Here is a 25,213-nt window from a genome sequence, read left to right on the forward strand (position 1 = left end):
CACCCGGCACACTACATCTTAGTGCGGGATCCCAAGCGACTCCGCCAGCTGTTTCGCGAGCTGGTTTTCGTCGTCAGCCCCATACTCCCAGAACATGGCGCCAGCCAGACCTTTCTCCTTGATGTAATCCGCTTTGATCGCCACGGAGCGTGGGTTCTCATAGGAAATCGCAAACAGCGCCTTCCCGTCGGCGGATTTCACCGACAGCCACGGCACCTTCGCCTGTTCGTCCCAGTGCTCGGTAAAGCGTTTCTGCGGATCGTTCAGCAGCTTGCGGACGATATCGTTGTATTTCACATAGGTATCTTTGGTCAGATCATAGCCAAGCGATTTGAACAGGCCCAGTTCCTGCGGCCCGAAGTAGGGCTGCGTCACCGGATTGTTCTGCGCGTCCGATTTGCTCCAGTCGATACCCGGTTCAACGGCGCGCTTCGGCACGCGCCCATAGAAACCAATTCCGAGGTTCATCTGCTGCGGCTTCAGCCCGGCGGCCAGATAGTTATTCACCACAAAATCGACGCTGTACTTGTCTGCGGCAGCCACCGTTGGCCAGGCGCTGGAGTCATACAGATTCGCGTTAAAATACTGAGTACCGTACGCCATGTCGTAGGTCATCAGGTTGATGTAATCGAGCAGGGGGGCAATGGCTTTCACATCCACCCAGCTTTTCGGACTTTCCGCATTCGCGCCCACCGCAATCGTGACCAGCTTTTTCTTACCAAACGCGTCACGCATCTCTTTTAACAGCGCGGTGAAATTATCCCGGTCGTCAGGGGTGCTCTCGACCAGTCCCCACGCGCCGTTGACCGGATATTCCCAGTCCAGGTCGATCCCGTCCAGGCCGTATTTACTGACGATCTCCTGCGCGGAGCGAATAAATACCGCGCGACTCTCTTTGGTTGCCGCTGCGCCAGAAAAACCACGCGCCCCCCAGCCGCCAACGGAAAGCAGGACTTTCAGGTTCGGGTTTTGTTTACGAAGCTGAGGAAGTAACGCCAGATCGGATGCCACCTTAGGTGATAACCAGATTTGATGCAGTTTTGCCGGATCTTTCAGCGCGGCGTTGGTTTCGTCTTTCTCGTTGTTATAGACCAGACCAAACGAGTAGTTGAGGTGGGTGATCTGGCGGACGTCCAGTTTATTAATATCGCCACCCGGTCCGGCGGTAACATCGCCACCCCCATTGAAGTAACCCACGGACATCAGGGGCGCGGCGGAAGCCAGTGACGCGCAAAGCAAGGGTAATGCTGCCAGCAAGGGCAAACGTTTCATATAATTTCCTCTTTGACTGAACAAAAATAACCACGCCACAGAAAAGGCGTGGCGAAAAAACAGCCTGAAGAGAATAGCATCGCCGTTTCGCTTGTGATGCGAGGGAGTTCACTTTATGGGGATTGGGGAAGAAATGCCGGGTGGCGCTGACGCTTACCCGGTCTACAAAACCAGAGAAAGTAGGCCGGGTAAGGCGAAGCCGCCACCCGGCTAAAAAAGCTTACGCCTGCGTCTCCAGCCAGTCAGCCAGCGTATACAGCGTTGCGCCTTCTGCGGCCATATCCATAAACGCCTGAGCGCTGTCATGCGGCTGAATATTCACCCCGCGACAGCCGTCGGTGATGACATTCACGGTATAGCCCAACTGGAGCGCATCCAGCACGGTGAACTTCACGCAGTAATCCGTCGCCAGGCCCAGCACAATCAGCTCGGTGATCTCATGGTGGCGCAACCACGCGTCCAGCGCCGTCTTCTGACGATGACCGTTATCAAAGAACGCGCTGTAGCTGTCGATGGTTGGGTTTTCACCTTTGTGGAACACCGCGTCGATGGCCTTCTGGTTCAGCAGCGGATGCAACTCAGCGCCCTCCGTCTGCTGCACGCAGTGATCGGGCCAGAAGGTTTGCGCCAGCCCGTCCAGTTCGCCCTGGCTGTAAGGCTCAACGTTGTGCTGGCTGGCAAAGCTGCCGTGGTTTGCCGGATGCCAGTCCTGACTCGCCACCACCGCTTCACCACGAGCTTTACACCACTCAATCAGCGAATTCGCGACGTCTACGGTGCTGTCGCCTTCCGCGACGGCCAGCGCACCGCCCGCACAGAAATCATTTTGCAAATCGACCAGTAACAGGGCGCGTTGCTTCATGGGACCTCCTTATTCGTCCGGCGTCAGTTCACCGCGCAGGTTTTGCATCATGGCGCGGCGAATGGAATCAATATCCAGATCCTGACTCAGTAAATAGTGAAGTTTAGTCAGCGTTGCCTCAACGGTCATATCGAAACCACTGATCACGCCAGCGTGCGCCAGGGCATTACCGGTGGCGTAGCCGCCCATATTGACTTTGCCGGACATACACTGGGTGAGGTTGACCACCACAATCCCGCGATCGCTCGCCTCCTGAAGCTCTTTCAGGAATTCACCGTTCTGCGGGGCGTTACCCACACCATAGGAGCGCAGGATCAGCGCCTTCACCGGCTGGCGCAGGAAGTTGCGCACCACGTCGGCGGAAATACCCGGATAAATCGTCACCACGCCGATCGGCTGCGGGGTGATCGGGTGAACGATCAGTTCGCCTGCGGTATTTGGCGCGGGCGGCGTGCCCAGACGACGGATATGGATCCCCGCTTCCAGCAGCGGTTGTAGGTTAGGTGAGGCAAAAGCGTCAAAGCCGTCGGCGTGCGCTTTGGTAGTGCGGTTCCCGCGATACAAACGGTTATTGAAGAACAACGACACTTCGTTAATCGGATAATTGGCCGCCACGTAAAGGGAATTCAGCAGATTGATCTGCCCGTCGGAACGCAGTTCCGCCAGCGGGATCTGCGAGCCGGTCACGATGACGGGCTTGCTCAGGTTCTCCAGCATGAAGGAGAGCGCCGAGGCAGTGAACGCCATGGTGTCGGTGCCGTGCAGGATCACGAAGCCGTCGTACTGGTCGTAATGGGCTTTAATATCGTCCGCAATATGCTGCCAGTCTTCCGGCGTCATGTCGGAGGAGTCCATCAGCGGCTCATATTCGTGGATGGTAAAGTCCGGCATTTCCGGACGGTGGAATTCAGGCATCAGCGCCAGCTGGCGCTGCAAGTGGCCGGAAACCGGGATATAGCCATTTTCTGAGCGCTGCATACCGATGGTACCGCCGGTATAGGCGACATAAATTGATTTCTTCTGCATGGTAATGAGTTCTTGTTCTTCAAAAGAAAAAATCCCCTCTTCACGGGAAGAGGGGACGGTTTTTAACGCACGTTCGCACAGGTCAGGCAAAACGCGTAGCGGCTTTGTGGATCATTAAAGGCTGCGAGCTTGTCGCTCTCCGCTTTCATGGCTTTCGCCGCGGTCGCCACCGGCGCCGGCAGATAAGCCTGAAGCGCGTCCGGCAGCATGGCACGAACGGAGCCGGACATGCTGTCCATGACCATATCGAAGAACGTTGGTTCGTCCTGATAATAGTCCACGTGCCACTGCTTGAGCTTCGCCAGCTCCGCTGCTTTCTTCACGGCGTCGTCGAAGTCACCCAGACTGTCTACCAGGCCGTTGCTCTTCGCGTCCTGGCCGGTCCAGACGTGGCCCTGAGCGATCTGGTCAATCTGATCGGGCGTCTTTTTACGGGAGTCCGCAACCAGCGTGATGAAACGTTTATAGCCACTCTCAATGCTGAGCTGCATCATCTCAGACACCTCAGGCGGCAGGGATTTGGTGACGGACACGTCCGCCAGCGGCGAGGTGGAAACGCCGTCGGTGTGGACGCCGAGATAATCCAGGCTGTTCTCTACGGTGTTGATCACGCCGAAGATGCCAATCGAGCCGGTCAGCGTGCTTGGGTTAGCCACAATGTAGTTGGCTGGCGTCGAGATCCAGTACCCCCCGGAAGCCGCCATGCCGCCCATCGAGACCACTACCGGCTTGCCCGCGGCGCGCGCGGCGGCCAGTTCAGCACGGATCACTTCAGAGGCGCTGACGCTGCCGCCAGGGCTGTTCACCCGCAGGACAATCGCCTTCACTTTCGGATCCAGGCGCGCATCGCGGATCTGCGACGCGGTGGTGTCCCCGCCGACGTTCCCCGGCGTCTCTTCGCCATCCATAATGGCCCCGTTAGCAAACACCACGGCGATGCTGTCACCGCTGTCGTCCGGCTTTTTCGCGGCGTAGTCATACATGCTGATGGCGCTGTAGTTTTTATCCTCTTTACTCCAGCCGAACTGTTTGGTCAGCGCTTTTTCAATTTCAGCGCTGGAACCCAGCTGATCGACCAGTTTGTTATCAAGCGCGTATTTCGCTGTATCGCCGTCCACCTTGCGCAGGCCGTCCAGCACGCCGCGCGCGCCCGGGAAGACCTGCTCAGCGGTAATCTGACGGTTAGCGGCAATGGTGCCGAGGTAGTTCTGCCACAGCTCGCCAATCCAGCGGCTGTCCGCTTCACGGGCGGCAGGGGACATATCATCGCGGATAAACGGCTCCACGGCGGATTTATAGGTCCCGACGCGGAAGACGTGGGTGGTGACCTTCAGCTTGTCGAGCAGCGATTTGTAGTACAAACCATTAGTGGCAAAGCCATGCAGATCGACCGTGCCCTGTGGCGAAAGCCAGATCTTATTGGCAAAGCTCGCCAGATAATATTGTCCCTGGGTGTAGCTGTCGCCAATGGCAATAACCGGTTTACCGCTGTCGCGGAATTCGCGCAGCGCTTTACCGATGTACTGCATTGACGGCTGATCGGCGCCGGCAAAATCTTTCAGGTCCAGCACGATACCGGTAATGTTACGATCGTCTTTGGCCTGACGGATGGTGTCGACGATATCAAACAGGGAGTTTTCCTGAAGACGGTCTGACGTTGCGCCGAACAGCTGGCGACCAATCACGCCCAGACGGTTGCTGGTCGATGGCTTATCAACAATCACGCCGGTGATATCGAGTAACAACGCGCCGCGCGTCGAATGCTGCGACTGGGTTGCGTTGCTGATATGCATCCAGATACCTGCGCATACCAGGACCAGGAAGATGAAGAAGATGTTCATCACCAGGTTGCGGACGAAGTTGAGCAGTCGCCACGTCCATTTAAAGAAACCGGCAAAGATTCGCCAAAGGGTTCGCATGTATTCTCCCTAACCAGAAAAGGACTGTTTCCGTCGCCACGGGACGGTAATGTGCGGTTATCGTAATGACCCAACCGCCACTTGTCAGCAGGAATCGCCTGCCACGCTGTAACAAATTCTGCTGTCGTGTTAATTTTGTGAGTAAATTTCATGAAAGGAGTTAACCAATGGACGCACTTGAACTGCTTGTTAACCGTCGTAGCGCTTCCCGCCTGGCCGAACCGGCACCCGTCGGCGAGCAGCTGGAAAACATTCTGCGTGCCGGAATGCGTGCGCCGGACCATGGCACATTGCAGCCGTGGCACTTCTTTATCATTGAAGGCGAAGGGCGCGACCGCTTCAGCCAGCTGCTGGAGCAGGGGGCTGTTGCCGCAGGCCAGGATGAGAAGGGGATTGATAAAGCCCGCAACGCGCCGTTCCGTGCGCCGATGATCATCGCGGTAGTCGCAAAATGTCAGGCCGATCATAAAGTGCCGGTCTGGGAGCAGGAGATGTCTGCCGGTTGCGCGGTAATGGCAATGCAGATGGCCGCCGTCGCGCAGGGCTTTAACGGCATCTGGCGTACCGGGCCGCTGACCGGGAGCGCCGCCGTGCGGGAAGGTTTCTCCTGCGGCGAACAGGATAAAATTGTCGGCTTCCTCTATCTCGGCACCCCACAGCTTAAAGCTTCCAGCACCATTAGCGTGCCGGACACCACGCCTTTCGTCAGCCGTTTTTAATCACCCGCGCTAAACTGTCTGGATTCTGAGCATCCGCCGCAGAATTCAGACAGTCATACTTACCTCTTTATGGAATGAGCGCTACCATAGCGCGATTGAGATGACAGGAGACGTCCATGAGCGAGCAAACCATTCGTTTAACGCAATACAGCCACGGAGCCGGTTGCGGTTGTAAAATTTCCCCGAAAGTGCTGGAGACCATCCTGCACAGTGAGCAGGCGAAGTTTGTCGACCCGAACCTGCTTGTCGGTAACGAAACGCGTGACGATGCAGCGGTTTATGACCTGGGTAACGGCACCAGCATTATCAGCACCACTGACTTCTTTATGCCGATTGTCGACAACCCGTTCGACTTCGGGCGCATTGCGGCCACCAACGCCATCAGCGATATCTTTGCGATGGGCGGTAAACCGATTATGGCGATCGCCATTCTGGGCTGGCCGATTAACACCCTCCCGCCGGAGATTGCCCGCGACGTGATCGAAGGCGGACGCTTTGCCTGCCAGCAGGCGGGTATTGCCCTGGCCGGTGGTCACTCTATCGATGCGCCGGAGCCGATCTTCGGCCTGGCCGTCACCGGCGTGGTGCCGACCGAGCGCGTGAAGCGCAACAGCACCGCGCAGGCGGGCTGCAAGCTGTTCCTCACTAAGCCGCTGGGCATTGGCGTACTGACCACTGCCGAGAAGAAATCCCTGCTGAAGCCCGAGCATATCGGTCTGGCAACGGAAGTGATGTGCCAGATGAACCTCGCCGGTGCGGCATTCGCCAATATCGACGGCGTGAACGCCATGACCGACGTGACCGGTTTTGGTCTGCTGGGGCACCTCTCTGAAGTCTGTCAGGGCGCGGGCGTGCAGGCGCAGGTCTGGTATCAGGATGTGCCGAAGCTGCCGGGCGTGGAAGAGTACATTGCTCAGGGCGCAGTGCCGGGCGGGACGCAGCGCAACTTCGCCAGCTACGGCCATTTAATGGGCGAAATGCCGGAAGCGTGGCGTAACCTGCTGTGCGATCCGCAAACCTCCGGCGGCCTGCTGCTGGCGGTGACGCCGGAAGCTGAAGCTGACGTTCAGGCGACGGCTGCCGAGTTTGGCATCACCCTGACGGCCATTGGTGAGCTGGTGACCGCCCGCGGTGGTCGCCCGATGATTGAGATCCGTTAATTCGATGCGGTTGTTTATTGCCGAAAAGCCGAGTCTGGCGCGTGCCATCGCCGATGTGCTGCCCAGGCCGCATCGCAAAGGCGACGGCTTTATCGAATGCGGTAACGGGCAGGTGGTCACCTGGTGTATCGGTCACCTGCTTGAACAGGCGCAGCCGGATGTCTACGACAGCCGCTACGCCCGCTGGAATCTCAACGATCTACCGATTGTGCCGGAAAAGTGGCGTCTCCAACCGCGTCCTTCCGTCACCAAACAGCTCAACGTCATTAAGCGCTTCCTGCATGAGGCGACGGAAGTGGTCCACGCGGGTGACCCGGACAGGGAAGGGCAACTGCTGGTCGATGAAGTGCTGGACTACCTGGAGCTGGCGCCGGAAAAGCGCCAGCAGGTGCAGCGCTGCCTGATCAACGACCTCAACCCTCAGGCGGTAGAGCGGGCCATTTCACGCCTGCGCGCCAACAGCGAATTTATTCCCCTGTGTGTCTCCGCGCTGGCGCGTGCCCGTGCGGACTGGCTGTACGGGATCAACATGACCCGCGCCTACACCATTCTCGGGCGCAACGCGGGTTATCAGGGCGTACTCTCCGTCGGTCGTGTCCAGACACCGGTGCTGGGGCTGGTGGTGCGTCGCGACGAAGAGATCGAAAATTTCGTCGCCAAAGACTTCTTCGAAGTCAAAGCGCATATCGTCACGCCGAAAGACGAACGCTTTACCGCCGTCTGGCAGCCAAGCGATGCCTGTGAGTCATATCAGGACGAAGAGGGACGGCTGCTGCATCGCCCGCTGGCGGAGCACGTAGTCAACCGCATTACCGGCCAGCCCGCAATCGTCACCAGCTATAACGACAAACGGGAAACGGAGCCCGCACCGCTGCCGTTCTCCCTTTCGGCGTTGCAGATTGAGGCGGCTAAGCGCTTTGGTCTTAGCGCGCAGAACGTGCTCGATATCTGCCAGAAGCTCTACGAAACCCACAAGCTGATCACCTATCCGCGTTCGGACAGCCGCTATCTGCCGGAAGAACACTTCGCCGGACGCCACTCGGTGATGAATGCCATTGGCGTCCATGCGCCGGATCTGTTGCCGCAACCGGCGGTAAACCCGGATACCCATAACCGCTGCTGGGACGATAAAAAAGTCGATGCTCACCACGCGATAATCCCGACGGCGCGCACCAGCAACGTCAACCTGACCGACAACGAAGCAAAGGTCTATAACCTGATCGCTCGTCAGTATCTGATGCAGTTCTGCCCGGACGCGGTGTTCCGCAAGTGCGTTATTGAACTGGAAATTGCCAAAGGCAAATTTATCGCCAAAGCGCGTTTCCTCGCGGAAGCGGGCTGGCGCACGCTGCTCGGCAACAAAGAACGTGACGAAGAGAACGACGGCACGCCGCTGCCGGTCGTGGCCAAAGGCGACGAACTGCTGTGCGAGAAGGGCGAAGTGGTTGAACGACAAACCCAGCCGCCGCGCCACTTCACCGATGCGACGCTGCTTTCGGCCATGACCGGGATCGCCCGTTTTGTGCAGGATAAAGATCTGAAGAAGATCCTGCGCGCCACCGACGGTCTGGGCACGGAAGCGACCCGCGCGGGGATCATCGAACTGCTCTTTAAGCGCGGCTTCCTGGAGAAAAAGGGACGTTACATCCATTCAACAGAACCGGGCCGGGCGCTAATTCATTCGCTGCCGGAGCTGGCCGCCAGGCCGGACATGACCGCGCACTGGGAGTCGGTGCTGACGCAGATCAGCGAAAAGCAGTGCCGTTATCAGGACTTTATGCAGCCGCTGGTAGGGACGCTTTATCAGCTGATTGACCAGGCGCGCAGTACGCCAGTGAAGCGATTCCGGGGAATGGTCGCCCCGGGCGGCGGGGCGAAGAAACCGTTCAAAAAGAAGAAAAGCGCAGCCAAAAATACAACCGCTTAAACCGTAGGCCGGGTAAGGCGAAGCCGCCACCCGGCGAAAGCCCCTCTGCGGCCTGAAAAAAGCCTGGTGGCGCTAATGCTTACCGGGCCTACAAGGGCGAGAATGCAGCGAAACTAAATCACACCCTGTCCGATCATCGCATCGGCCACCTTCACGAACCCGGCGATATTCGCCCCGCGCACGTAGTTAGTTTGCGAGGCCTCGCCGCCGTACTCCACGCAGGCGTGATGAATATCGAGCATGATGTGGTGCAGACGGGCATCCACTTTCTCTGCCTTCCAGCCCATTCTCGCGGCGTTTTGCGCCATTTCCAGACCGGATGTTGCCACGCCGCCAGCGTTCGCCGCCTTGCCTGGCGCAAACAGCACGCCCGCGTCCAGGAACAGGTCGGTCGCTTCAATAGTGGTGGGCATATTTGCCCCTTCCGCTACCGCTTTCACGCCATTGCTAATCAGCGTCCGGGCGGCATCCACGTCCAGTTCGTTTTGCGTCGCGCACGGCAGGGCGATATCCACCGGCACGCCCCACGGCTGTTTACCTTCCAGATAGGTCAGGCCAAATTCACGGGCATAATCCGCTACCCGACCGTCACGGCTGGCCTTGATTTCGCACAGACGCGCCAGTTTTTCTGCTGTAAAGCCAGCTTCATCCACCACGGTGCCGCTGGAGTCGGAGGCGGTCACCACGCGCGCGCCAAACGCCATCGCTTTCTCGATAGCGTACTGCGCCACGTTACCGGAGCCGGAGACCGCCACGCGCATCCCCTCGAAGCTCAGCCCGTGACGCTTAAGCATCGCTTCGGTGAAATAGACCAGACCATAACCCGTCGCTTCGGGGCGAATCAGGCTACCGCCAAACGACAGACCTTTGCCGGTAAAGACGCAGGCGCTGTTGTTGGAGAGCTTTTTCATCATCCCGGCCATAAAACCCACTTCACGCCCCCCCACGCCGATATCCCCGGCAGGAACGTCGGTGTCCGGCCCAAGGTGGCGATAGAGTTCAGTGACCAGCGCCTGGCAGAAGCGCATCACTTCGCCTTCGCTCTTGCCTTTCGGATCGAAATCACTCCCGCCTTTACCGCCGCCCATCGGCAGGGTAGTGAGCGCATTTTTAAAGGTCTGCTCGAAGCCGAGGAATTTCAGAATCGACAGGTTCACCGAGGGGTGGAAGCGCATCCCGCCCTTAAACGGCCCAATGGCGGAGTTAAACTGCACGCGCCACGCGCGGTTGACCTGCACCTGATTGCGGTCGTCCACCCACGCCACGCGGAACTGGATGACGCGCTCCGGCTCTACCAGACGTTCAAGCAGCGCCATCTGACGGTAACGCGGATTTTCCTCAAGGAAGGGCCACAGGGTGGTCATGACTTCACGAACGGCCTGGGCAAACTCGCTTTGGTGCGGGTCGCGCTGCTGAACATGGGCAAGAAAGCTTTCCAGAGAGCGTGTCTGATCCATAGATATAAGAACCTCTTATAATAATTTATGCGTGTGGCGTAGATGTTTTGTGTCGTTTTTTTGACTATACCACCCGCACCGCTTTGAGAGGCAAGCAGAAATTTATGCCGCAAGGGAAATTAATGACAGGGCGCGCGTCATAACCAAAAGCGATGACGAGATAAATTAAAGATCCCGTCCGGATCGACCGTTATAGATATAAACGATGCAAAGGAAATAAAGTCTATGAACCGTTACGCAATGGCCGCGTTATGTTTGATGGTGTCCGCCGGGGCACAGGCTGACCGCATTCGCCCGGATGTCGAGGTCAACGTGCCGCCAGAGGTCTTTAGCGCTGGCGGCCAGCGTGCGCAGCCGTGTAATCAGTGCTGTATCTATCAGGATCAAAACTATTCCGAAGGCGCAGTAGTCAGGGCAGATGGCGTGCTGTTGCAGTGCCAGCGTGATGAACGCACCCTCAGTACAAACCCGCTGGTCTGGCGTCGCGTAAAAGAATAAACGCTTCCAGCAGCGGTATATCCGCCGGGGCTAAAGCATACGTGAACGCGTCTTCTGGCGTGCACCATACCAGCGCCGAGTGATAATGCGCCTTCAGCTCACCGCTAAATTCAGGCACATGCCAGGCGTGGAGGTGAATCAGCCGCTGCGACACCTCCCGCTGGTGGCTTGCCACATACCGCGCGGGCACGGCTTCAATGCCGAGTTCTTCGCGCAGTTCGCGGATCAGCGCTTCCGGCTGGGTCTCACCGGCTTCAACCTTCCCGCCTGCAAATTCCCACATTCCTGGCTGATCGGCATGTTCGGGACGCTGCGCCAGCAAAATCTTGCCCTCTTTTTCGAGGATGGCCGCAACCACATCGAGTGTTTTCAGCATGTTCGTCAATAATTAATAGCGAAAAACGACATATTATCGTGCCCTTCCAAAGAGTCCAGTCATCAGGAGAATCAGGTGAAAGAGACATCCGCCTGGGTTGCGCCCATGGAAACCCTTCCCGTCAGCCTCAGCCCCATCGCCGCCATGCAGAAAAAACACTTCGGCGCGGTGCTGAACCCCACGCGCTGGTGGGGGCGCATGCCGCGTCTTTTCTGGCTGGTGGCGCTGTTTGTCGGCTATCTGGAGCGTCGCAAGGCGCGTTTGACGCCGGTTCTGCGATCGCTGCTAATGACGCGGGTCTCGCAGATCTGCCACTGCGCATTTTGTATTGATGCCAACAGCCTGCGTCTGGCCGAGCGGAGCGGGGCGCTGGATAAAGTGCAGGCCGTCAGCGACTGGCAAAATTCCACCCTGTTCAGCGAAGAGGAGCGCGCGGCGCTGGCCTATGCGGAAGCGGTCACCGCCACGCCACCTCAGGTGGATGAAAATATCAAAAGTCTGCTGAAGCGCCACTTTACGGAAGAGACCATCACCGAAATGACGGCTCTGATTGCCTTTCAGAATCTTTCCGCCCGCTTTAACGCCGCGCTGGATATCCCGGCTCAGGGGCTGTGCGCCACGTTTAAAGGTAAACCGCATGCTGGATAAACATCTGCACCCCCGACTGAAACCCGGGTTAAATCAGCTGGCCGCCGCGCTGGATAGACCGTTTATCACGCCTGATGGCTTAACGCTCGCCGGGTTTGCGATTGGCGTGCTGGCGTTACCGTTTCTGGCGCTGGGCTGGTATCCGGCGGCGCTGATCGCCATTGTGCTGAACCGGCTGCTGGATGGTCTGGACGGCGCGCTGGCGCGTCGCCGTGGCCTGACGGACGCGGGAGGATTTCTTGATATCGCCCTCGACTTCCTGTTCTACGCCCTGGTGCCGTTTGGCTTTGCGCTGGCCGCTCCGGCTGATAACGCGATCGCCGCCGCCTGGCTGCTGTTCGCGTTTATGGGGACGGGCAGCAGTTTTCTGGCCTTTGCCGCGCTGGCGGGGAAGCATGATATCGACAACCCCGGCTATGCGCACAAGTCGCTTTATTACATTGGGGGATTAACGGAAGGAACGGAGACCATCGCGCTGTTTGCGCTGTGCTGCCTGTTTCCGGCGCATTTCGCGCTGTTTGCCTGGACGTTTGGCGCGTTGTGCTGGCTGACCACCACAACGCGCATCTGGAGCGGTTACATCACGCTGAAATCACTTCCCCGCTAGCGTGCGCTTTCCGGTCCGCGCTCCCCGGTGGAGACCGGGTTCTGCGGATGGCTGCTCCATTCGTACCAGCCGCCGTCGTAGACGGCAACGTTCTGCCAGCCCATCGCGCGGGCGTACATAAAGGCTTCAGACGCGCGCCAGCCGGTACCACAGTAAAACGCAACGTGCTGCTCCGGCAGGATATTCCACGTTTTCCACATGGCGGCAATATCATCAGCGCTGCGCATGGTGCCATCCGGATTGTGGAAATCTTCCATGTGGGTCGCGTCGCTGCCCGCATGGCCCCAGCGCGCACCGGCAATTTCACCTTTTGGCTTGATATAGCTGTAGCCGCTGGTTAAACCGATAAACTCTGGCCAGGAACGAATGCTCACCAGCGAGGCGTCCTGACGGTGCAGCATTCCTCGGGCCTGCTCCATATCCACCATCAGCCGGGGCTGGCCCGGGATCGGCGCGCCAAAATCAGGGGCTGGCTTGACCTTTGCAGGCGTTCCGCGCTCAACGGGCAGGCTGGCGTCGGACCACGCCTTCCAGCCGCCATCCAGAATTCGCACATCCTTCACGCCCGCGTAGAGCATGATCTGCGCCACGCGCGCGGCGGCATACACGTCGCGACCGTACAGAATGACGGTGGTATCGTGACGGATCCCGTGCTTCGCCAGCATCGCTTTCAGCTTTTCGTCAGAGACCTTATTCCACAGCGGTTCGCTTTCCACTTCATTGGTGTCGATATAGCCCGCACCGGGAATGTGGCTCAGGAGATAAAGCTTCGGCGCACCCCAGCCAGCCTCGATCACCTTCCATTCTCCGGCTGGTGCGGCGGTAACGGGTTTGCCCTGCTGCAACTGGCGGATCCACTGCGGATAAACCAGCTGTTCGAAATGCGCCAGACGTTGCAGACGGTCGGATTGTTGCAGGGCATCGCTCAGGGTGGAGACGTGGGTAAAGCCCGCTTTCTCCAGCCGCGCTTTGACGGTCTGGTTGTCATCATCGTTGCCATAGAGCGCAACCGGCATGTCTGGCGTAAGCCGATGTTGTTTTGCCCAGCCGCTGAGCTGTTCATCGCTCATTGCCCCAAGCCAGCTGGCAGAGAGATTAAGCGCGGCGGGTTCATGCCCGGACGTTCCGCTCAGGGTCTGCGGCCAGCCGTTATAGAACGCACTGACGCGCGTATCAATTACCGCGCCGTTTTGCGCCTGGAGCTGGTCCAGCGTGAGGGAGTGGGGCATATCAGCCGCCGTGGAGGAGAGTGAGGCGAGGCCGCAGAGCAGGGCCAGCGCGGTCAGTTGAGAAACACGTTTCATCGAAAAACCTGACGTCATTAAAAGAGGGGGGCATTGTCGTCTCTCCTGAAGCCAAAAACATTGCGTTAGCACATTATTGCCAGCGAGAAATCTCAATCACCTCGCCGCCGGGCGGAATATCGTCCTCATCATGCGTGACCAGCACCACCGGGATCCTGCGCTGGCGAGTAACCTCGAATACCCACGCCCGGAATGAGGCGCGCAGCGTTTTATCCAGTCGACTGAACGGCTCGTCGAGCAGCAATGCCTGCGGCTGGGCGAGAAGAGCGCGCAACAGGCTGACCCGGGCGCGCTCGCCGCCGGACAGGGTCGCCGGATCGCTGGCGTACTGGTTTGCCAGCCCGGCAGTGTCCAGGGCCTGTTCTACCGCGTTGCGGCGGGCGCGCCCGACGATGTGCGCCGGCAGCGCCAGCATCAGGTTTTGCCCCACGCTGAAGGCGTCAAACAGCAGGGCATCCTGAAACAGAATGCCGATCCCGCGCGTTTCCACGGGGAGCAGATCGCAGCGACGATCGTTCAGCCACAGCTCGCCGTGCGCCTTAAAATCAGCGGATAACGCCCCCACCATCCAGGCGAAAAGGGTCGATTTCCCGCTCCCGGAGGGCCCCATCAGCGTGACAATCTCCCCCGCCGGGACGCGGAAGTTGACCTCACGGAAGAGTGGCGCAATGGTGAGATTTTTCACGTTCAGCATTAACGTAATCCTTGTCTGTGACGGCCCACGAGCCGGGAGAGCAGCGCGGCAAGGGCAAATACGCTGCTGGTCAACAGCAACAGACCCAGCGCCCGGCTGGCGAGGATCGGAATGCTGCCGCCGCTGCTGAGGGCGACCGCCTCCGTCGTCAGGGTGGTGAAACGTCCCGCTCCCAGCCAGAGGGTCGGCATGTACTGGGCCATGCTCACGGAAAAGCCGGTGGCAAAGGCCAGCAGGGCCGGACGAATCATCAGGGGGCATTTCACCAACCAGAAAATTTTCGCCTGTCGCCAGCCCAGCGTTCTGGCGGTGAGGATAAGCCGGGGATCGAGCCTGCGCCAGGCCGGTTGCAGCACCAGGAGCATCCACGGGAGAACCCAGAGCATATGGCTCCAGAGCACCGCAGCGTACTGGCCGTCGATGCCCAGCCACAGCGCCACGGCATATTGCCCGGACACGAGGGGCAGCGCCGGGAGGGCGAGCGGCAGCCAGACCCACACCGCGCCGCGCTGGGGTCCCCACTCAAGCCAGAGCATGAGGATGGCCAGCGCTGTCAGGCTGGACAGCAGTCCCAGTGAAAGGCTGTCGCTGACGGGGCCGATGTCGTCCCGGCGTGCCAGCATCAGCAGAACCAGCGCACAGAGCACGCCGCACAGCGGCAGTAACCCGCCCAACGTCCGTGCGGGCAGCGCAGTATGCGAAGCGCGACGAACTCCGGAGGGGTCACGCTGGGCGCGCCGCCATGCCGTCCAGAAGCCGTATCCCACCGCGGCAAGCGCCGCCAGCAGCAGGAGCAACACCAGACACAGCAGCGTTCCCTTTGTTTGCTGTTGTGCATCGCCCTGGGCGAGCCACTGCCAGGCCAGTACCGCCAGCGTAGGCGGGTTGCCTGGCCCGAGCACAATCGCCACATCCACCACGGAAAGCGACCAGGCCAGCACCGCCAGCATCACGGCGCCCAATGCGGGGGCGATTGCCGGGAGGACGAGCCAGTTGAGCGCCTGAATTCGTCCGTAGCCGAAGGTATGCAGGACGATTTTCTGCTGTGCGAGACGCTTTTCAGGCAGCGCGGCGTAGATTGCCCACAGAACGAACGCGCTCTCTTTGACCGCAAGCGTCAGGCCAAGCCCGATACCGTAGCGGTCAAGCTGCGGCGAACAGACCGTACAGATCCGGTAAAACTGCCCCCCTTCCGCAAACAGCAGCAGCGCGCTGGTGGCGAAGGCGACGTGCGGCACGGCTAACAGCCACGGCAGACGGGTGCTCAGGCGCTGCCAGCCTTCACCCGGCCAGAGAAGCGCAAGCAGGATCAGAGCGATAAACAGAGAGCCCAGCGTCGCGATAAGCGTGGAAACCAGCGTGGCGGCCAGCGCCCGCGGCAGCTGCGGGTCGGCAAACAGCGTCGCCCAGTTACTGAGTGAAAACGCCGGGGCCAGCAGCATGCCGCTGGCGGGAAGCAGGGGCAGATAGATGACCGCCATTGCCGCCCAGACCAGCCCGCTTAGCGGGTCCCGTAGCGGCGAAGCCATTCCTGCTCCAGGGCGTTAACCCAGGCGGCGTGAGGTTCGGGAAGTACATCAGGCGTGCCTGAGGGGGTAAAGGCGCGAAGCTGTTTTGCCGCTTTCGCAGGCAGTTTTTCGCCATCCAGCACGCTCGGGTCACCCCAGACGGCAGGATTAGCTTTGCGGATCTGCGCCTGCGGTGACAGCAGGAAATTCGCCACCACTTTCGCGCCTGCGCTCGCGCTGGCGTTTGCCGGGATAGCGACAAAATGGACGTTGCCGATCATGCCTTTGAGAAAGCCGAAACTGTAGCTGTCGGCAGGCAGTTCACCGCTCGTCACCTTTTGCATCGCATGGGCGGGGTTAAAGGTGAGCGACAGGTTCAGACTGCCGCTGGCCAGCAGCGTATCCATGCGCGCAGGCGACGGAGGAAAATCGTTCCCTTCGCGCCACAGCAGGGGGTGCAGCGTATCAAGGTAATCCCACAGCGGCGCGGTGACCTGCGCAAAGGTACTGTCCGGCGCGTTTTTTAACGCCTCCGGATGGGCGGTCAGCGCCAGCAGTAGCTGCTCAAGAAACGCCGTGCCGGTAAAATCCGGCGGTCGCGGATAGCTCACCTTGCCAGGGTGCTGTCGGGCGTATACCAGCAGCGCGTGGGGATCTGACGGTGGTGTCGGCGTACTCGCTTTACGGGCGATAAAGGTTAATTGCGCGCCGCCCCACGGGGATTCTGCCCCATCGGTCGGGATGGCAAAATCTTCCGTTACCGGTTTACGGGTATCGACGTAGCGCCAGTTGGGCAGGGTTTTCGCCCAGCCGGTGAGCAGCAGGTTTGCCGCTTTCAGGTTGCGGAAGTTTTCCCCGTTTACCCAGAGCAGATCCACCGACCCGTTACTGCTGCGTCCTGCGGCATGTTCCGTCTGGATCCGCTTCACCGCGTCGGCGGCATCGGCCAGATGAACGATCTTCAGGTTGATGGCGTAGTGCGTTTTCATCTCGCCGCTTACCCAGTCGAGGTAGCGGTTAACGGCCTCGTCACCGCCCCAGGCGTTAAACCAGACGGTCTGCCCGGTGGCCTGTTGCTGAATGGATTGCCAGCTCTCTGCGGCGAAGGCAGAGGTTGCCAGCAGCAGACTCGTCAGAAACGCGCAAAAACGCACCCGGCGCATAATGCCTCACTTTTTAATCGAAGGGATGTAACGGGAAAACAGCCAGCGAGTGACCAGCGGTAATAACCCTAATAGTGTAAAGGCGAACAGCAGTCCCGGCGACAGAATATCGCGCAGCGAGGTGAGTTTCCCCAGCTCGCGTCCGGCGTTCAGATAAATGACGGTGGCAGGTAGCATTGCAAGCTGGCTGACCCACCAGTAGTGACGCACCCTGAGACGGGTTAGCCCCATCAGCAAATTGACCAGAAAGAACGGGAACAACGGCATCAGGCGCAGGGCAAAAAGGTAGCGTGCGCCGTCGCGATCCATCCCCGCATCTATCGTGCTCATCTGTGCGGCAAAGCGCCGTTGCACCCAGTCGCGCAGCAGATAACGGCTGACGAGCATGGCAAGCGTGGCGCCGAGCGTCGAGGCAAATGACACCAACAGCGTCGCCTCCCACAGGCTGAAAAGCGCCCCGCCGAGCAGCGTCAGAAGCGCGGCTCCGGGGATCGACAGCGCGGAGAGCAGAACGTAAACCGCAAAATAGATCAGCGCGCTCTGAAGAGGCGCCTGCTCCACACGATCGAGCAACGTTTGCTGGTGCATTTTTAGCGTGTCGAGGGAGAGCATGCCTGGAGGAAGCAAAACAACGGTCAAAACAAATGCGCCCAAAAGGGCGCACAGGAGACTGATTTTTTTAATATTCACTGAAGTTTACAGCTTGAACGTTGCCCATACCGGCGCATGGTCGGACGGTTTTTCCATGCTGCGGATGTCATAGTCGATACCGGTTTCGATGCAGCGTTCGGCCAGGGGGGCGCTCGCCAGCAGCAGATCAATACGCAGGCCCCGGTTGTCATCGAAGCCTTTAGAGCGATAGTCAAACCACGAGAAGCGATCCTGCGTCGCCGGGTTAGCCGTGCGGAAAGTATCCACCAGCCCCCAACCCAGCAGGCGCTCCATCCACTCGCGCTCCTCCGGCAGGAAAGAGCATTTGCCGGTGCGCAGCCAGCGCTTACGGTTCTCTTCGCCAATACCGATATCCAGATCCGTCGGGCTGATATTCATGTCGCCCATGATCAGCACCGGGTTTTCTTTTTTGAGTTCGGTTGTCAGGTAGTTTTGCAGATCCTGATAAAACTTCGCTTTGGCCGGGAATTTGGTTTCATGATCGCGGCTTTCACCCTGCGGGAAATAGCCGTTGATGACGGTCACATTGCCGAGCGCGGAAGGAATTTCCGCCATGATGATGCGGCGTTGCGCCTCTTCATCGTCACCCGGGAAGCCACGACGCACCGACACCGGCGTATCTTTGGTCAGCAGCGCAACGCCGTAGTGGCCTTTCTGACCGTGGTAAAAAACGTTATAGCCCAGCTTCGCTACCTCTTCGAGCGGGAACATATCGTCGTGAACTTTTGTCTCCTGCAAGCCGATCACATCTGGCTGATGTTGCTCAACAATCGCTTCAAGCTGGTGAGGGCGGGCACGCAGGCCGTTGATATTAAAAGAGACAAATTTCATAGTCGCTGCCAATGCAAGGTGAATAGTGCAAGGATGGTAGCAGAATTTACGTCGTCTGTTATCCGCTTCGCCCAATTACTGCGACAGATAATGCCGACGGTGCAATATTTGCACCATTTCGGCGCGTTTTGCCCTCGAACAGGGCATAAAGGACCGATAAATTTCGCGAGCGATCACAATTCCAGAATTATATTTGGCCTCTGCATACTCTTTCTTGTTTTCATGCGGCAAAGCGCCGCTTGCCGTAAAAATATTCACTATTTATGCATTAACAGTGAATAACTCCATATTGTAACTCATTGATATTGTGTTACCCCAACCCGTTTATGCATTTTTATCGCTGGCTGGCACGAAGGCTGCAATCTACATTCACAGTACAACACTCAATTATTTAACATTTAAACAACCTTTTATTTACCGGATGAGGTCGCTATGTCTCTGTCAGTTACGCGTGAAAATTTCGATGAATGGATGATGCCGGTATACGCTCCGGCGGCTTTTATTCCGGTACGTGGGGAAGGCTCTCGCCTGTGGGATCAGCAGGGCAAAGAGTATATCGACTTTGCGGGTGGGATTGCGGTGAATGCGCTGGGGCATGCAAACCCGGCGCTGCGGCAGGCGCTGAATGACCAGGCGGCGAAATTCTGGCATACCGGCAACGGTTATACCAACGAACCGGCATTGCGTCTGGCGAAGAAGCTGATCGACGCCACTTTCGCAGAAAAAGTCTTTTTCTGTAATTCCGGCGCGGAAGCGAACGAAGCGGCGCTGAAGCTGGCGCGAAAATATGCGCACGATAAATTCGGCGCGCACAAGAGCGGCATCGTAGCATTTAAAAATGCCTTCCATGGCCGCACGCTGTTTACCGTCAGCGCGGGTGGTCAGCCCTCATATTCTCAGGATTTTGCGCCGCTGCCGCCGGATATCCGGCATGCGGCGTATAACGATTTACACTCTGCCAGCGAGCTGATTGACGACACCACCTGTGCGGTGATTGTCGAGCCCATGCAGGGGGAAGGCGGCGTCATGCCCGCCCAGAAAGCGTTCCTGCAAGGGCTGCGCGAGCTGTGCGATCGGCATAACGCGGTCCTGATTTTTGACGAAGTCCAGACCGGCGTGGGCCGCACGGGTGAGCTGTACGCCTACATGCACTATGGCGTGACCCCGGATGTGCTCTCAACAGCCAAAGCGCTCGGCGGCGGTTTCCCGGTGGGGGCGATGCTGACCACCGATAAATTCGCCAGCGTGATGACCGTGGGCACCCATGGCACCACATACGGCGGCAACCCGCTGGCAACCGCTGTCGCCGGACAGGTGCTGGATATCATCAACACCCCTGAGGTGCTGAACGGCGTGAAGCAGCGTCACCAGTGGTTTGTTGAGCGCCTTACTGCCATCAATAACCAGACCGGCTTGTTCAAAGAGATCCGCGGTCTGGGGCTGTTAATAGGCTGTGAACTTGCCCCTGAGTTTGCCGGCAAAGCGAAGCTGATTTCACAGGAAGCGGCAAAGCAGGGCGTAATGGTGCTGATTGCCGGTGCTAACGTGGTGCGGTTTGCCCCTGCGCTGATCGTCAGCGAGGAAGAGGTCAGAACCGGGTTAGATCGTTTTGCGCTGGCCTGCGAACAGGTGAAGTCCGGGGTGTCATCATGATGGTCATCCGTCCCGTTGCGCACGGCGATCTCGCCGGGCTTATGCAGCTTGCCGGTAAGACAGGGGGCGGGCTAACCTCGCTGCCTGCCGATGAAAAAACGCTGTCGGCGCGCATCGAGCGCGCCCTGCAAACCTGGCAGGGGACGTTGCCAAAAAGCGAACAGGGCTATGTGTTCGTGCTGGAAGATACCGACACGGGAACCGTGGCGGGGATTTGCGCCATCGAGGTGGCCGTCGGGCTTAACGATCCGTGGTACAACTACCGCGTCGGCACGATGGTCCACGCCTCGAAAGAGCTGAACGTTTACAACGCGCTGCCGACGCTCTTCCTCTGTAATGACCATACCGGCGCCAGCGAACTCTGCACCCTGTTTCTCGATCCGGACTGGCGCAAAGAGGGCAACGGTTATCTGCTCTCCAAATCGCGCTTTATGTTTATGGCCGCCTTTCGCGACCGCTTCAACGAAAAAGTGGTCGCGGAGATGCGCGGCGTGATTGATGAGACGGGCTATTCGCCGTTCTGGGAGAGTCTGGGCGAACGCTTCTTCTCCATGGAATTTAGCCGGGCGGATTACCTGTGCGGTACCGGTCAGAAGGCGTTTATCGCCGAGCTGATGCCGAAGCATCCTATTTATACCCATTTCTTAACGCCTGAAGCGCAGGCGGTGATCGGCGAAGTTCACCCGCAAACCGCCCCGGCCCGCGCAGTGCTGGAGAAAGAGGGATTTCGCTACCGTAACTACGTCGACATCTTCGACGGCGGCCCGACGCTGGAATGCGACATTGACCGCGTTCGCGCCATCCGTAAAAGCCGCCTGGTTGAGGTTTCAGAAGGCCAGCCCGCGCCGGGCGAGTGGCCAGCCTGCCTGGTCTCGAACGAGAATTACACCAACTTCCGCGCCATGCTGGTGCGAACCAACCCAACATGCGAGCGTCTGGTACTGACGGCTGCGCAACTGGATGCCCTGAAATGTAACGCTGGCGACACGGTTCGCCTGGTGCGGCTCTGCCCTGAGGAGAAAACAGCATGACTCTATGGATTAACGGTGACTGGGTAACGGGCGAAGGTGACGCGCGGACAAAAACTAACCCGGTCGGTCAGGAGGTGCTCTGGTCGGGGAACGACGCCAGCGCCGGGCAGGTTGAGCAGGCCTGCCAGGCTGCACGCCGCGCGTTTCCGGCATGGGCGAAACGGCCATTCTCCGAGCGCCAGGCGCTGGTTGAGAAATTTGCTGCGCTGCTGGAGGCCAATAAAGCCGAGCTGACCCGCATCATTGCCTGCGAAACCAGCAAGCCGCGCTGGGAGGCAACAACCGAAGTCACGGCGATGATCAACAAAATCGCGATATCGGTGAAGGCGTACCATACCCGCACCGGCGAGCAGCATACCGAGATGCCAGACGGCGCCGCCACGCTGCGCCACCGTCCGCACGGGGTGCTGGCGGTGTTTGGCCCGTATAACTTCCCCGGACATCTGCCGAACGGGCACATTGTGCCTGCGCTGCTGGCGGGGAATACCGTCATCTTCAAGCCGAGTGAGTTAACCCCCTTAACCGGAGAAGCAGTCATAAAACTCTGGGAGCAGGCGGGGCTGCCGCCGGGGGTGGTGAATCTGGTGCAGGGCGGGCGTGAAACAGGTCAGGCGCTGAGTGCGCTGAGCGACATTGACGGTCTGCTGTTCACCGGCAGTGCCGGAACGGGCTATCAGCTGCATCGTCAGCTGGCGGGGCAGCCGGAAAAAATTCTGGCGCTGGAGATGGGCGGCAACAACCCGCTGATTGTGGAAGATCCGGATGATATCGATGCCGCGGTCCATCTGACCATTCAGTCGGCGTTTATTACCGCCGGACAGCGCTGTACCTGCGCCCGCCGCCTGCTGGTTAAACGCGGCGCGCAGGGGGATGCGTTCGTGAAGCGTCTGGTGGAGGTGAGCGCGCGTCTGGTTCCCGCGAAATGGGATGCCGAGCCGCAGCCGTTTATCGGCGGGCTGATCTCCGCGCAGGCGGCGCTGAACGTGCTGAAAGCGTGGCAGGAGCACGTGGCGCGTGGGGCGAAAACCCTGCTGGAGCCGAAACAGGTAATGCCGGGCACGTCGCTGCTGACGCCGGGGATTATTGAGATGAGTGCGACGAGCCACGTGCCGGATGAAGAGGTCTTTGGCCCGCTGCTGTGCGTCTGGCGCTATGACGATTTTGAGTCGGCGATCGAGATGGCCAACAACACCCGCTACGGCCTGTCGAGCGGCCTGATATCGCCGCATCGCGAGAAATTCGAACAACTGCTGCTGGAAGCGCGCGCCGGGATCGTGAACTGGAACAAACCGCTGACCGGTGCGGCGAGCACCGCGCCGTTTGGTGGCGTAGGGGCGTCGGGCAACCATCGCGCCAGCGCCTGGTATGCCGCCGATTACTGCGCGTGGCCGATGGCAAGCCTGGAAACCCCGGCGCTGACGCTGCCGGAGACGCTGAATCCGGGGCTGGATTTTACAGAGGGTGACGCCCATGAAAGCGCGTGAGGTTAACTTTGACGGCCTCGTGGGGCTGACGCACCACTATGCCGGGCTGTCGTTCGGTAATGAAGCCTCGACGAAGCACCGTTTCCAGGTCTCGAACCCGAAGCTGGCGGCGAAGCAGGGTCTGTTGAAAATGAAGGCGCTGTCCGATGCCGGTTTCCCGCAGGCGGTGATCCCGCCTCAGGAGCGACCAAACGTGGACGTGCTGCGCCAGCTGGGGTTCAGCGGTACGGATGAACAGGTGGTGGAAAAAGCAGGCACGCAGACGCCACACCTGCTTTCGGCGGCCAGTTCAGCCTCCTCGATGTGGGTGGCGAATGCCGCCACTGTTGCGCCGTCGGCGGATACGCTGGACGGCAAAGTGCATCTGACCGTTGCTAACCTGAACAACAAATTCCACCGCGCCAGCGAAGCGGAGACCACCGGGCGCGTGCTGCGCGCCATTTTTAATCATGAAGCGCATTTCGAGGTGCATTCGGCGCTGCCGCAGGTCGCGATGTTTGGCGATGAAGGGGCGGCAAACCACAACCGTCTGGGCGGCGACTATGGCGAGCCGGGTTTGCAGCTGTTTATCTATGGACGGGAAGAGGGCGGCCACGCCGCGCCGGTTCGTTATCCGGCGAGACAAACTTTAGCCGCAAGCCAGGCGGTTGCGCGGCTGAACCAGGTTAATCCTTCTCAGGTGATTTTTGCCCAGCAAAATCCGCAGGTGATCGACCAGGGCGTGTTTCATAACGACGTCATTGCCGTTTCCAACCGTCAGGTGCTGTTCTGCCACGAGCAGGCGTTTGCCCATCAGGAAAAGTTGCTGGCCACGCTGCGCGAACGCGTGCCGGGATTTATGCCGATTCAGGTGCCCACGCAGGCGGTAAGCGTGCAGGATGCGGTCGAAACGTATCTGTTCAACAGCCAGCTGCTGAGCCGGGATGATGGCAGCATGATGCTGGTGCTGCCGCAGGAGTCCCGCAACCATCAGGGCGTCTGGCGCTATCTGAGCGAACTGGTGCAGGCGGATAACCCGATTGATGAACTGCGCGTGTTTGATCTGCGGGAAAGTATGGCCAACGGCGGGGGACCGGCGTGCCTGCGACTGCGCGTGGTGTTAACGCCGGAGGAGATGCAGGCCGTGAATCCGGCGGTAATGATGAACGACACGCTGTTCAATACCCTCAATGACTGGGTGGACCGCTATTATCGCGACCGTCTAGTTCAGGCCGATCTGGTTGATCCGCATCTGCTGCGCGAAGGCCGCGAGGCGCTGGATGCATTATCGACCATCCTGCAACTGGGATCGGTTTATCCGTTCCAGCGCTAAGGAGACGATATGGAAAACTTACTGGCGCTGACGCTGGCCGAAGAGACACCGGAGCGGCACGAGGGGGAAGGCCCCTCGTTCCACTGGCGATGGCTGGGGCGGGGCGTGCTTGAACTGACGCCGACGGGGGAATATGACCTGTCGCTGCTGCTTTCGACCGGCATTCACGGAAACGAAACCGCACCCGTGGAGATTGTCGATCTTTTGCTGCGCGCGCTGTTTCGCGCTGAGATCACGCTGCACTGCCGTCTGCTGGTGGTGCTGGGAAATCCGCCTGCGCTGGCGCAAAATAAACGGTATCTCGTGAGCGACATCAACCGCATGTTTGGTGGTCGCTGGGCGCAGTTTCCACAGAGTGATGAGACGACACGCGCGCAATGGCTGGAGAAGGTGGTTACGGCGTTTTTTGCCGGGGCGGGGGAAACGCGCTGGCACCTCGATCTGCATACGGCCATTCGCGCCTCGTACCACGTGCGTTTTGGCGTGTTACCGCAGCGTCATCAGCCGTGGGATGAGGCGTTTCTGACCTGGCTTGGCGACGCGGGGCTGGAGGCGCTGGTTTTCCACCAGACGCCAGGCGGCACGTTTACCCACTTCACCTGCGAGAATGTTGGCGCGTTATCCTGCACCCTGGAGCTGGGAAAAGCGCTGCCGTTCGGGCAAAACGACCTGACGCGTTTTGCCCCTACGCATCAGGCGCTTCGGGCGTTGCTTGCCGGGGTTGCGCCGGAACCCTCCCGGGAACCCGTTGTGCGCTATCGGGTCGTGCAGCAGATCACGCGTCAAAGCGAGGCTTTCCAGCTACATATGGCGCCCCATACGCTGAACTTTACGCCGTTTCGCCAGGGCGTCCTGCTGGCGGAAGATGGTGAGACGCGCTATGCGGTACAGAAATCCACGGAATATGTTTTATTTCCTAATCCGTCGGTCGCGTTTGGTTTGCGAGCTGGCCTGATGCTGGAAAAAATGCCCTGATCGTCTCCCCTCGCGCAGACCGGAGGGGAAATGAAGAATAAATTTCTTAGCGTTAAAAGCGCTCTGGTATTGTTTGCGGAATATTCCTGGAGAATTGCTTTATTATTAAACGACA

The 25,213-nt window shown here is 59.2% G+C and carries 23 protein-coding genes; 11 read left to right on the forward strand and 12 right to left on the reverse strand.

The features are described 5' to 3' along the window. Window positions 1-18: 18 nt before the first annotated feature. From ACOTWU_RS03220 to sppA, 4 genes are all read right to left on the reverse strand, one after another. The gene (locus ACOTWU_RS03220; protein WP_047057648.1) at window positions 19-1,272 is read right to left on the reverse strand and encodes a glycoside hydrolase family 18 protein; all 1,254 of its coding nucleotides are present in this window, start codon (window positions 1,270-1,272) and stop codon (window positions 19-21) included. A 220-nt stretch (window positions 1,273-1,492) separates the two neighbouring features. Further along, on the reverse strand, window positions 1,493-2,134 hold the full coding sequence (gene pncA, locus ACOTWU_RS03225) for a bifunctional nicotinamidase/pyrazinamidase (protein WP_045338914.1): 642 nt from the start codon (window positions 2,132-2,134) through the stop codon (window positions 1,493-1,495). A gap of 9 nt (window positions 2,135-2,143) precedes the next feature. Next, window positions 2,144-3,160 carry an asparaginase gene (gene ansA / locus ACOTWU_RS03230; protein WP_032673734.1) on the reverse strand — a complete coding sequence of 339 codons (1,017 nt, stop codon included), beginning with the start codon at window positions 3,158-3,160 and terminating at the stop codon, window positions 2,144-2,146. 62 nt (window positions 3,161-3,222) lie between these two features. Next, window positions 3,223-5,079: a signal peptide peptidase SppA gene (gene sppA, locus ACOTWU_RS03235; RefSeq protein WP_126498929.1), complete on the reverse strand. Its 1,857-nt coding sequence runs from the start codon at window positions 5,077-5,079 to the stop codon at window positions 3,223-3,225. A 167-nt stretch (window positions 5,080-5,246) separates the two neighbouring features. Here sppA and ACOTWU_RS03240 point away from each other — a divergent pair, with 167 nt between their 5' ends. The 3 genes from ACOTWU_RS03240 to ACOTWU_RS03250 all read left to right on the forward strand — a co-directional run bounded on the left by ACOTWU_RS03240 (window position 5,247) and on the right by ACOTWU_RS03250 (window position 8,885). Continuing rightward, window positions 5,247-5,798 carry an NAD(P)H nitroreductase gene (locus ACOTWU_RS03240; RefSeq protein WP_032670093.1) on the forward strand — a complete coding sequence of 184 codons (552 nt, stop codon included), beginning with the start codon at window positions 5,247-5,249 and terminating at the stop codon, window positions 5,796-5,798. Between the two features lie 116 nt (window positions 5,799-5,914). After that, the gene (gene selD, locus ACOTWU_RS03245; protein WP_058700345.1) at window positions 5,915-6,958 is read left to right on the forward strand and encodes a selenide, water dikinase SelD; all 1,044 of its coding nucleotides are present in this window, start codon (window positions 5,915-5,917) and stop codon (window positions 6,956-6,958) included. A gap of 4 nt (window positions 6,959-6,962) precedes the next feature. Next, entirely contained in the window at window positions 6,963-8,885 is a 1,923-nt protein-coding gene (locus ACOTWU_RS03250; RefSeq protein ID WP_017384681.1) for a DNA topoisomerase III, read from the forward strand. A gap of 113 nt (window positions 8,886-8,998) precedes the next feature. On the opposite strand, the gene gdhA is transcribed toward ACOTWU_RS03250, so the two are convergent. Beyond that, the gene (gene gdhA / locus ACOTWU_RS03255; protein WP_015570765.1) at window positions 8,999-10,342 is read right to left on the reverse strand and encodes an NADP-specific glutamate dehydrogenase; all 1,344 of its coding nucleotides are present in this window, start codon (window positions 10,340-10,342) and stop codon (window positions 8,999-9,001) included. A gap of 225 nt (window positions 10,343-10,567) precedes the next feature. Between gdhA and ACOTWU_RS03260 the strand changes: the two genes are divergently transcribed. After that, a complete protein-coding gene (locus tag ACOTWU_RS03260) occupies window positions 10,568-10,840 on the forward strand; it encodes a YnjH family protein (protein WP_003857857.1) in 273 nt (90 codons plus the stop codon). Here ACOTWU_RS03260 and ACOTWU_RS03265 read toward each other — a convergent pair. Further along, on the reverse strand, window positions 10,800-11,216 hold the full coding sequence (locus tag ACOTWU_RS03265) for a pyrimidine (deoxy)nucleoside triphosphate diphosphatase (RefSeq protein WP_047062624.1): 417 nt from the start codon (window positions 11,214-11,216) through the stop codon (window positions 10,800-10,802). The two genes, ACOTWU_RS03260 and ACOTWU_RS03265, sit on opposite strands and share 41 nt — an antisense overlap. Window positions 11,217-11,291: 75 nt before the next feature. Between ACOTWU_RS03265 and ACOTWU_RS03270 the strand changes: the two genes are divergently transcribed. Further along, complete coding sequence (locus ACOTWU_RS03270) at window positions 11,292-11,864, forward strand: carboxymuconolactone decarboxylase family protein (RefSeq protein WP_017384678.1); 573 nt, start codon at window positions 11,292-11,294, stop codon at window positions 11,862-11,864. Further along, window positions 11,854-12,471 (forward strand): CDP-alcohol phosphatidyltransferase family protein, encoded by a 618-nt coding sequence (locus ACOTWU_RS03275; RefSeq protein ID WP_045141483.1) that lies wholly within the window; start codon window positions 11,854-11,856, stop codon window positions 12,469-12,471. The genes ACOTWU_RS03270 and ACOTWU_RS03275 overlap by 11 nt, the downstream gene beginning before the upstream one ends. On the opposite strand, the gene ACOTWU_RS03280 is transcribed toward ACOTWU_RS03275, so the two are convergent. The 6 genes from ACOTWU_RS03280 to xthA all read right to left on the reverse strand — a co-directional run bounded on the left by ACOTWU_RS03280 (window position 12,468) and on the right by xthA (window position 18,643). After that, window positions 12,468-13,775, reverse strand: a complete 1,308-nt coding sequence (locus ACOTWU_RS03280) for a sulfurtransferase (RefSeq protein WP_045338470.1) — start codon at window positions 13,773-13,775, stop codon at window positions 12,468-12,470. The genes ACOTWU_RS03275 and ACOTWU_RS03280 overlap by 4 nt on opposite strands. 73 nt (window positions 13,776-13,848) lie before the next feature. Continuing rightward, window positions 13,849-14,469 (reverse strand): ATP-binding cassette domain-containing protein, encoded by a 621-nt coding sequence (locus ACOTWU_RS03285; protein WP_126498928.1) that lies wholly within the window; start codon window positions 14,467-14,469, stop codon window positions 13,849-13,851. After that, window positions 14,469-15,998 carry an ABC transporter permease subunit gene (locus tag ACOTWU_RS03290; RefSeq protein ID WP_126498927.1) on the reverse strand — a complete coding sequence of 510 codons (1,530 nt, stop codon included), beginning with the start codon at window positions 15,996-15,998 and terminating at the stop codon, window positions 14,469-14,471. Before ACOTWU_RS03290 ends, ACOTWU_RS03285 begins: the two co-directional genes overlap by 1 nt. Beyond that, the gene (locus ACOTWU_RS03295; RefSeq protein ID WP_421625755.1) at window positions 15,971-17,140 is read right to left on the reverse strand and encodes an ABC transporter substrate-binding protein; all 1,170 of its coding nucleotides are present in this window, start codon (window positions 17,138-17,140) and stop codon (window positions 15,971-15,973) included. The genes ACOTWU_RS03290 and ACOTWU_RS03295 overlap by 28 nt, the downstream gene beginning before the upstream one ends. Before the next feature lie 6 nt (window positions 17,141-17,146). Then, window positions 17,147-17,830: a TVP38/TMEM64 family protein gene (locus ACOTWU_RS03300; protein WP_032670970.1), complete on the reverse strand. Its 684-nt coding sequence runs from the start codon at window positions 17,828-17,830 to the stop codon at window positions 17,147-17,149. Between the two features lie 6 nt (window positions 17,831-17,836). Then, the gene (gene xthA / locus ACOTWU_RS03305) at window positions 17,837-18,643 is read right to left on the reverse strand and encodes an exodeoxyribonuclease III (RefSeq protein WP_015570756.1); all 807 of its coding nucleotides are present in this window, start codon (window positions 18,641-18,643) and stop codon (window positions 17,837-17,839) included. A 432-nt stretch (window positions 18,644-19,075) separates the two neighbouring features. Here xthA and astC point away from each other — a divergent pair, with 432 nt between their 5' ends. The 5 genes from astC to astE are packed head-to-tail and all read left to right on the forward strand — an operon-like array spanning window position 19,076 to window position 25,098. Then, entirely contained in the window at window positions 19,076-20,296 is a 1,221-nt protein-coding gene (astC, locus tag ACOTWU_RS03310; RefSeq protein WP_032104258.1) for a succinylornithine/acetylornithine transaminase, read from the forward strand. Beyond that, window positions 20,293-21,327, forward strand: a complete 1,035-nt coding sequence (gene astA, locus ACOTWU_RS03315) for an arginine N-succinyltransferase (RefSeq protein WP_015570755.1) — start codon at window positions 20,293-20,295, stop codon at window positions 21,325-21,327. Before astC ends, astA begins: the two co-directional genes overlap by 4 nt. Beyond that, on the forward strand, window positions 21,324-22,811 hold the full coding sequence (astD, locus tag ACOTWU_RS03320) for a succinylglutamate-semialdehyde dehydrogenase (protein ID WP_048220165.1): 1,488 nt from the start codon (window positions 21,324-21,326) through the stop codon (window positions 22,809-22,811). Before astA ends, astD begins: the two co-directional genes overlap by 4 nt. Beyond that, the gene (gene astB, locus ACOTWU_RS03325) at window positions 22,798-24,123 is read left to right on the forward strand and encodes an N-succinylarginine dihydrolase (RefSeq protein WP_048220164.1); all 1,326 of its coding nucleotides are present in this window, start codon (window positions 22,798-22,800) and stop codon (window positions 24,121-24,123) included. Before astD ends, astB begins: the two co-directional genes overlap by 14 nt. A gap of 9 nt (window positions 24,124-24,132) precedes the next feature. Further along, window positions 24,133-25,098, forward strand: a complete 966-nt coding sequence (gene astE / locus ACOTWU_RS03330; protein ID WP_048220163.1) for a succinylglutamate desuccinylase — start codon at window positions 24,133-24,135, stop codon at window positions 25,096-25,098. The last annotated feature ends 115 nt before the right edge of the window (window positions 25,099-25,213 follow it).

The organism is Enterobacter cloacae complex sp. GYL001, from assembly GCF_049237125.1.
GTDB classification, from domain to species: domain Bacteria; phylum Pseudomonadota; class Gammaproteobacteria; order Enterobacterales; family Enterobacteriaceae; genus Enterobacter; species Enterobacter hormaechei_C.

Excerpts from the sequence above, each read along its gene's own strand:
- ACOTWU_RS03220 (WP_047057648.1), bottom strand. The coding sequence starts at position 1,272 with ATGAAACGTTTGCCCTTGCTGGCAGCATTACCCTTGCTTTGCGCGTCA.
- pncA (WP_045338914.1), bottom strand. The coding sequence starts at position 2,134 with ATGAAGCAACGCGCCCTGTTACTGGTCGATTTGCAAAATGATTTCTGT.
- ansA (WP_032673734.1), bottom strand. The coding sequence starts at position 3,160 with ATGCAGAAGAAATCAATTTATGTCGCCTATACCGGCGGTACCATCGGT.
- sppA (WP_126498929.1), bottom strand. The coding sequence starts at position 5,079 with ATGCGAACCCTTTGGCGAATCTTTGCCGGTTTCTTTAAATGGACGTGG.
- ACOTWU_RS03240 (WP_032670093.1), top strand. The coding sequence starts at position 5,247 with ATGGACGCACTTGAACTGCTTGTTAACCGTCGTAGCGCTTCCCGCCTG.
- selD (WP_058700345.1), top strand. The coding sequence starts at position 5,915 with ATGAGCGAGCAAACCATTCGTTTAACGCAATACAGCCACGGAGCCGGT.
- ACOTWU_RS03250 (WP_017384681.1), top strand. The coding sequence starts at position 6,963 with ATGCGGTTGTTTATTGCCGAAAAGCCGAGTCTGGCGCGTGCCATCGCC.
- gdhA (WP_015570765.1), bottom strand. The coding sequence starts at position 10,342 with ATGGATCAGACACGCTCTCTGGAAAGCTTTCTTGCCCATGTTCAGCAG.
- ACOTWU_RS03260 (WP_003857857.1), top strand. The coding sequence starts at position 10,568 with ATGAACCGTTACGCAATGGCCGCGTTATGTTTGATGGTGTCCGCCGGG.
- ACOTWU_RS03265 (WP_047062624.1), bottom strand. The coding sequence starts at position 11,216 with ATGCTGAAAACACTCGATGTGGTTGCGGCCATCCTCGAAAAAGAGGGC.
- ACOTWU_RS03275 (WP_045141483.1), top strand. The coding sequence starts at position 11,854 with ATGCTGGATAAACATCTGCACCCCCGACTGAAACCCGGGTTAAATCAG.
- ACOTWU_RS03280 (WP_045338470.1), bottom strand. The coding sequence starts at position 13,775 with ATGAAACGTGTTTCTCAACTGACCGCGCTGGCCCTGCTCTGCGGCCTC.
- ACOTWU_RS03285 (WP_126498928.1), bottom strand. The coding sequence starts at position 14,469 with ATGCTGAACGTGAAAAATCTCACCATTGCGCCACTCTTCCGTGAGGTC.
- ACOTWU_RS03290 (WP_126498927.1), bottom strand. The coding sequence starts at position 15,998 with ATGGCTTCGCCGCTACGGGACCCGCTAAGCGGGCTGGTCTGGGCGGCA.
- ACOTWU_RS03295 (WP_421625755.1), bottom strand. The coding sequence starts at position 17,140 with ATGCGCCGGGTGCGTTTTTGCGCGTTTCTGACGAGTCTGCTGCTGGCA.
- xthA (WP_015570756.1), bottom strand. The coding sequence starts at position 18,643 with ATGAAATTTGTCTCTTTTAATATCAACGGCCTGCGTGCCCGCCCTCAC.
- astC (WP_032104258.1), top strand. The coding sequence starts at position 19,076 with ATGTCTCTGTCAGTTACGCGTGAAAATTTCGATGAATGGATGATGCCG.
- astA (WP_015570755.1), top strand. The coding sequence starts at position 20,293 with ATGATGGTCATCCGTCCCGTTGCGCACGGCGATCTCGCCGGGCTTATG.
- astD (WP_048220165.1), top strand. The coding sequence starts at position 21,324 with ATGACTCTATGGATTAACGGTGACTGGGTAACGGGCGAAGGTGACGCG.
- astB (WP_048220164.1), top strand. The coding sequence starts at position 22,798 with ATGAAAGCGCGTGAGGTTAACTTTGACGGCCTCGTGGGGCTGACGCAC.
- astE (WP_048220163.1), top strand. The coding sequence starts at position 24,133 with ATGGAAAACTTACTGGCGCTGACGCTGGCCGAAGAGACACCGGAGCGG.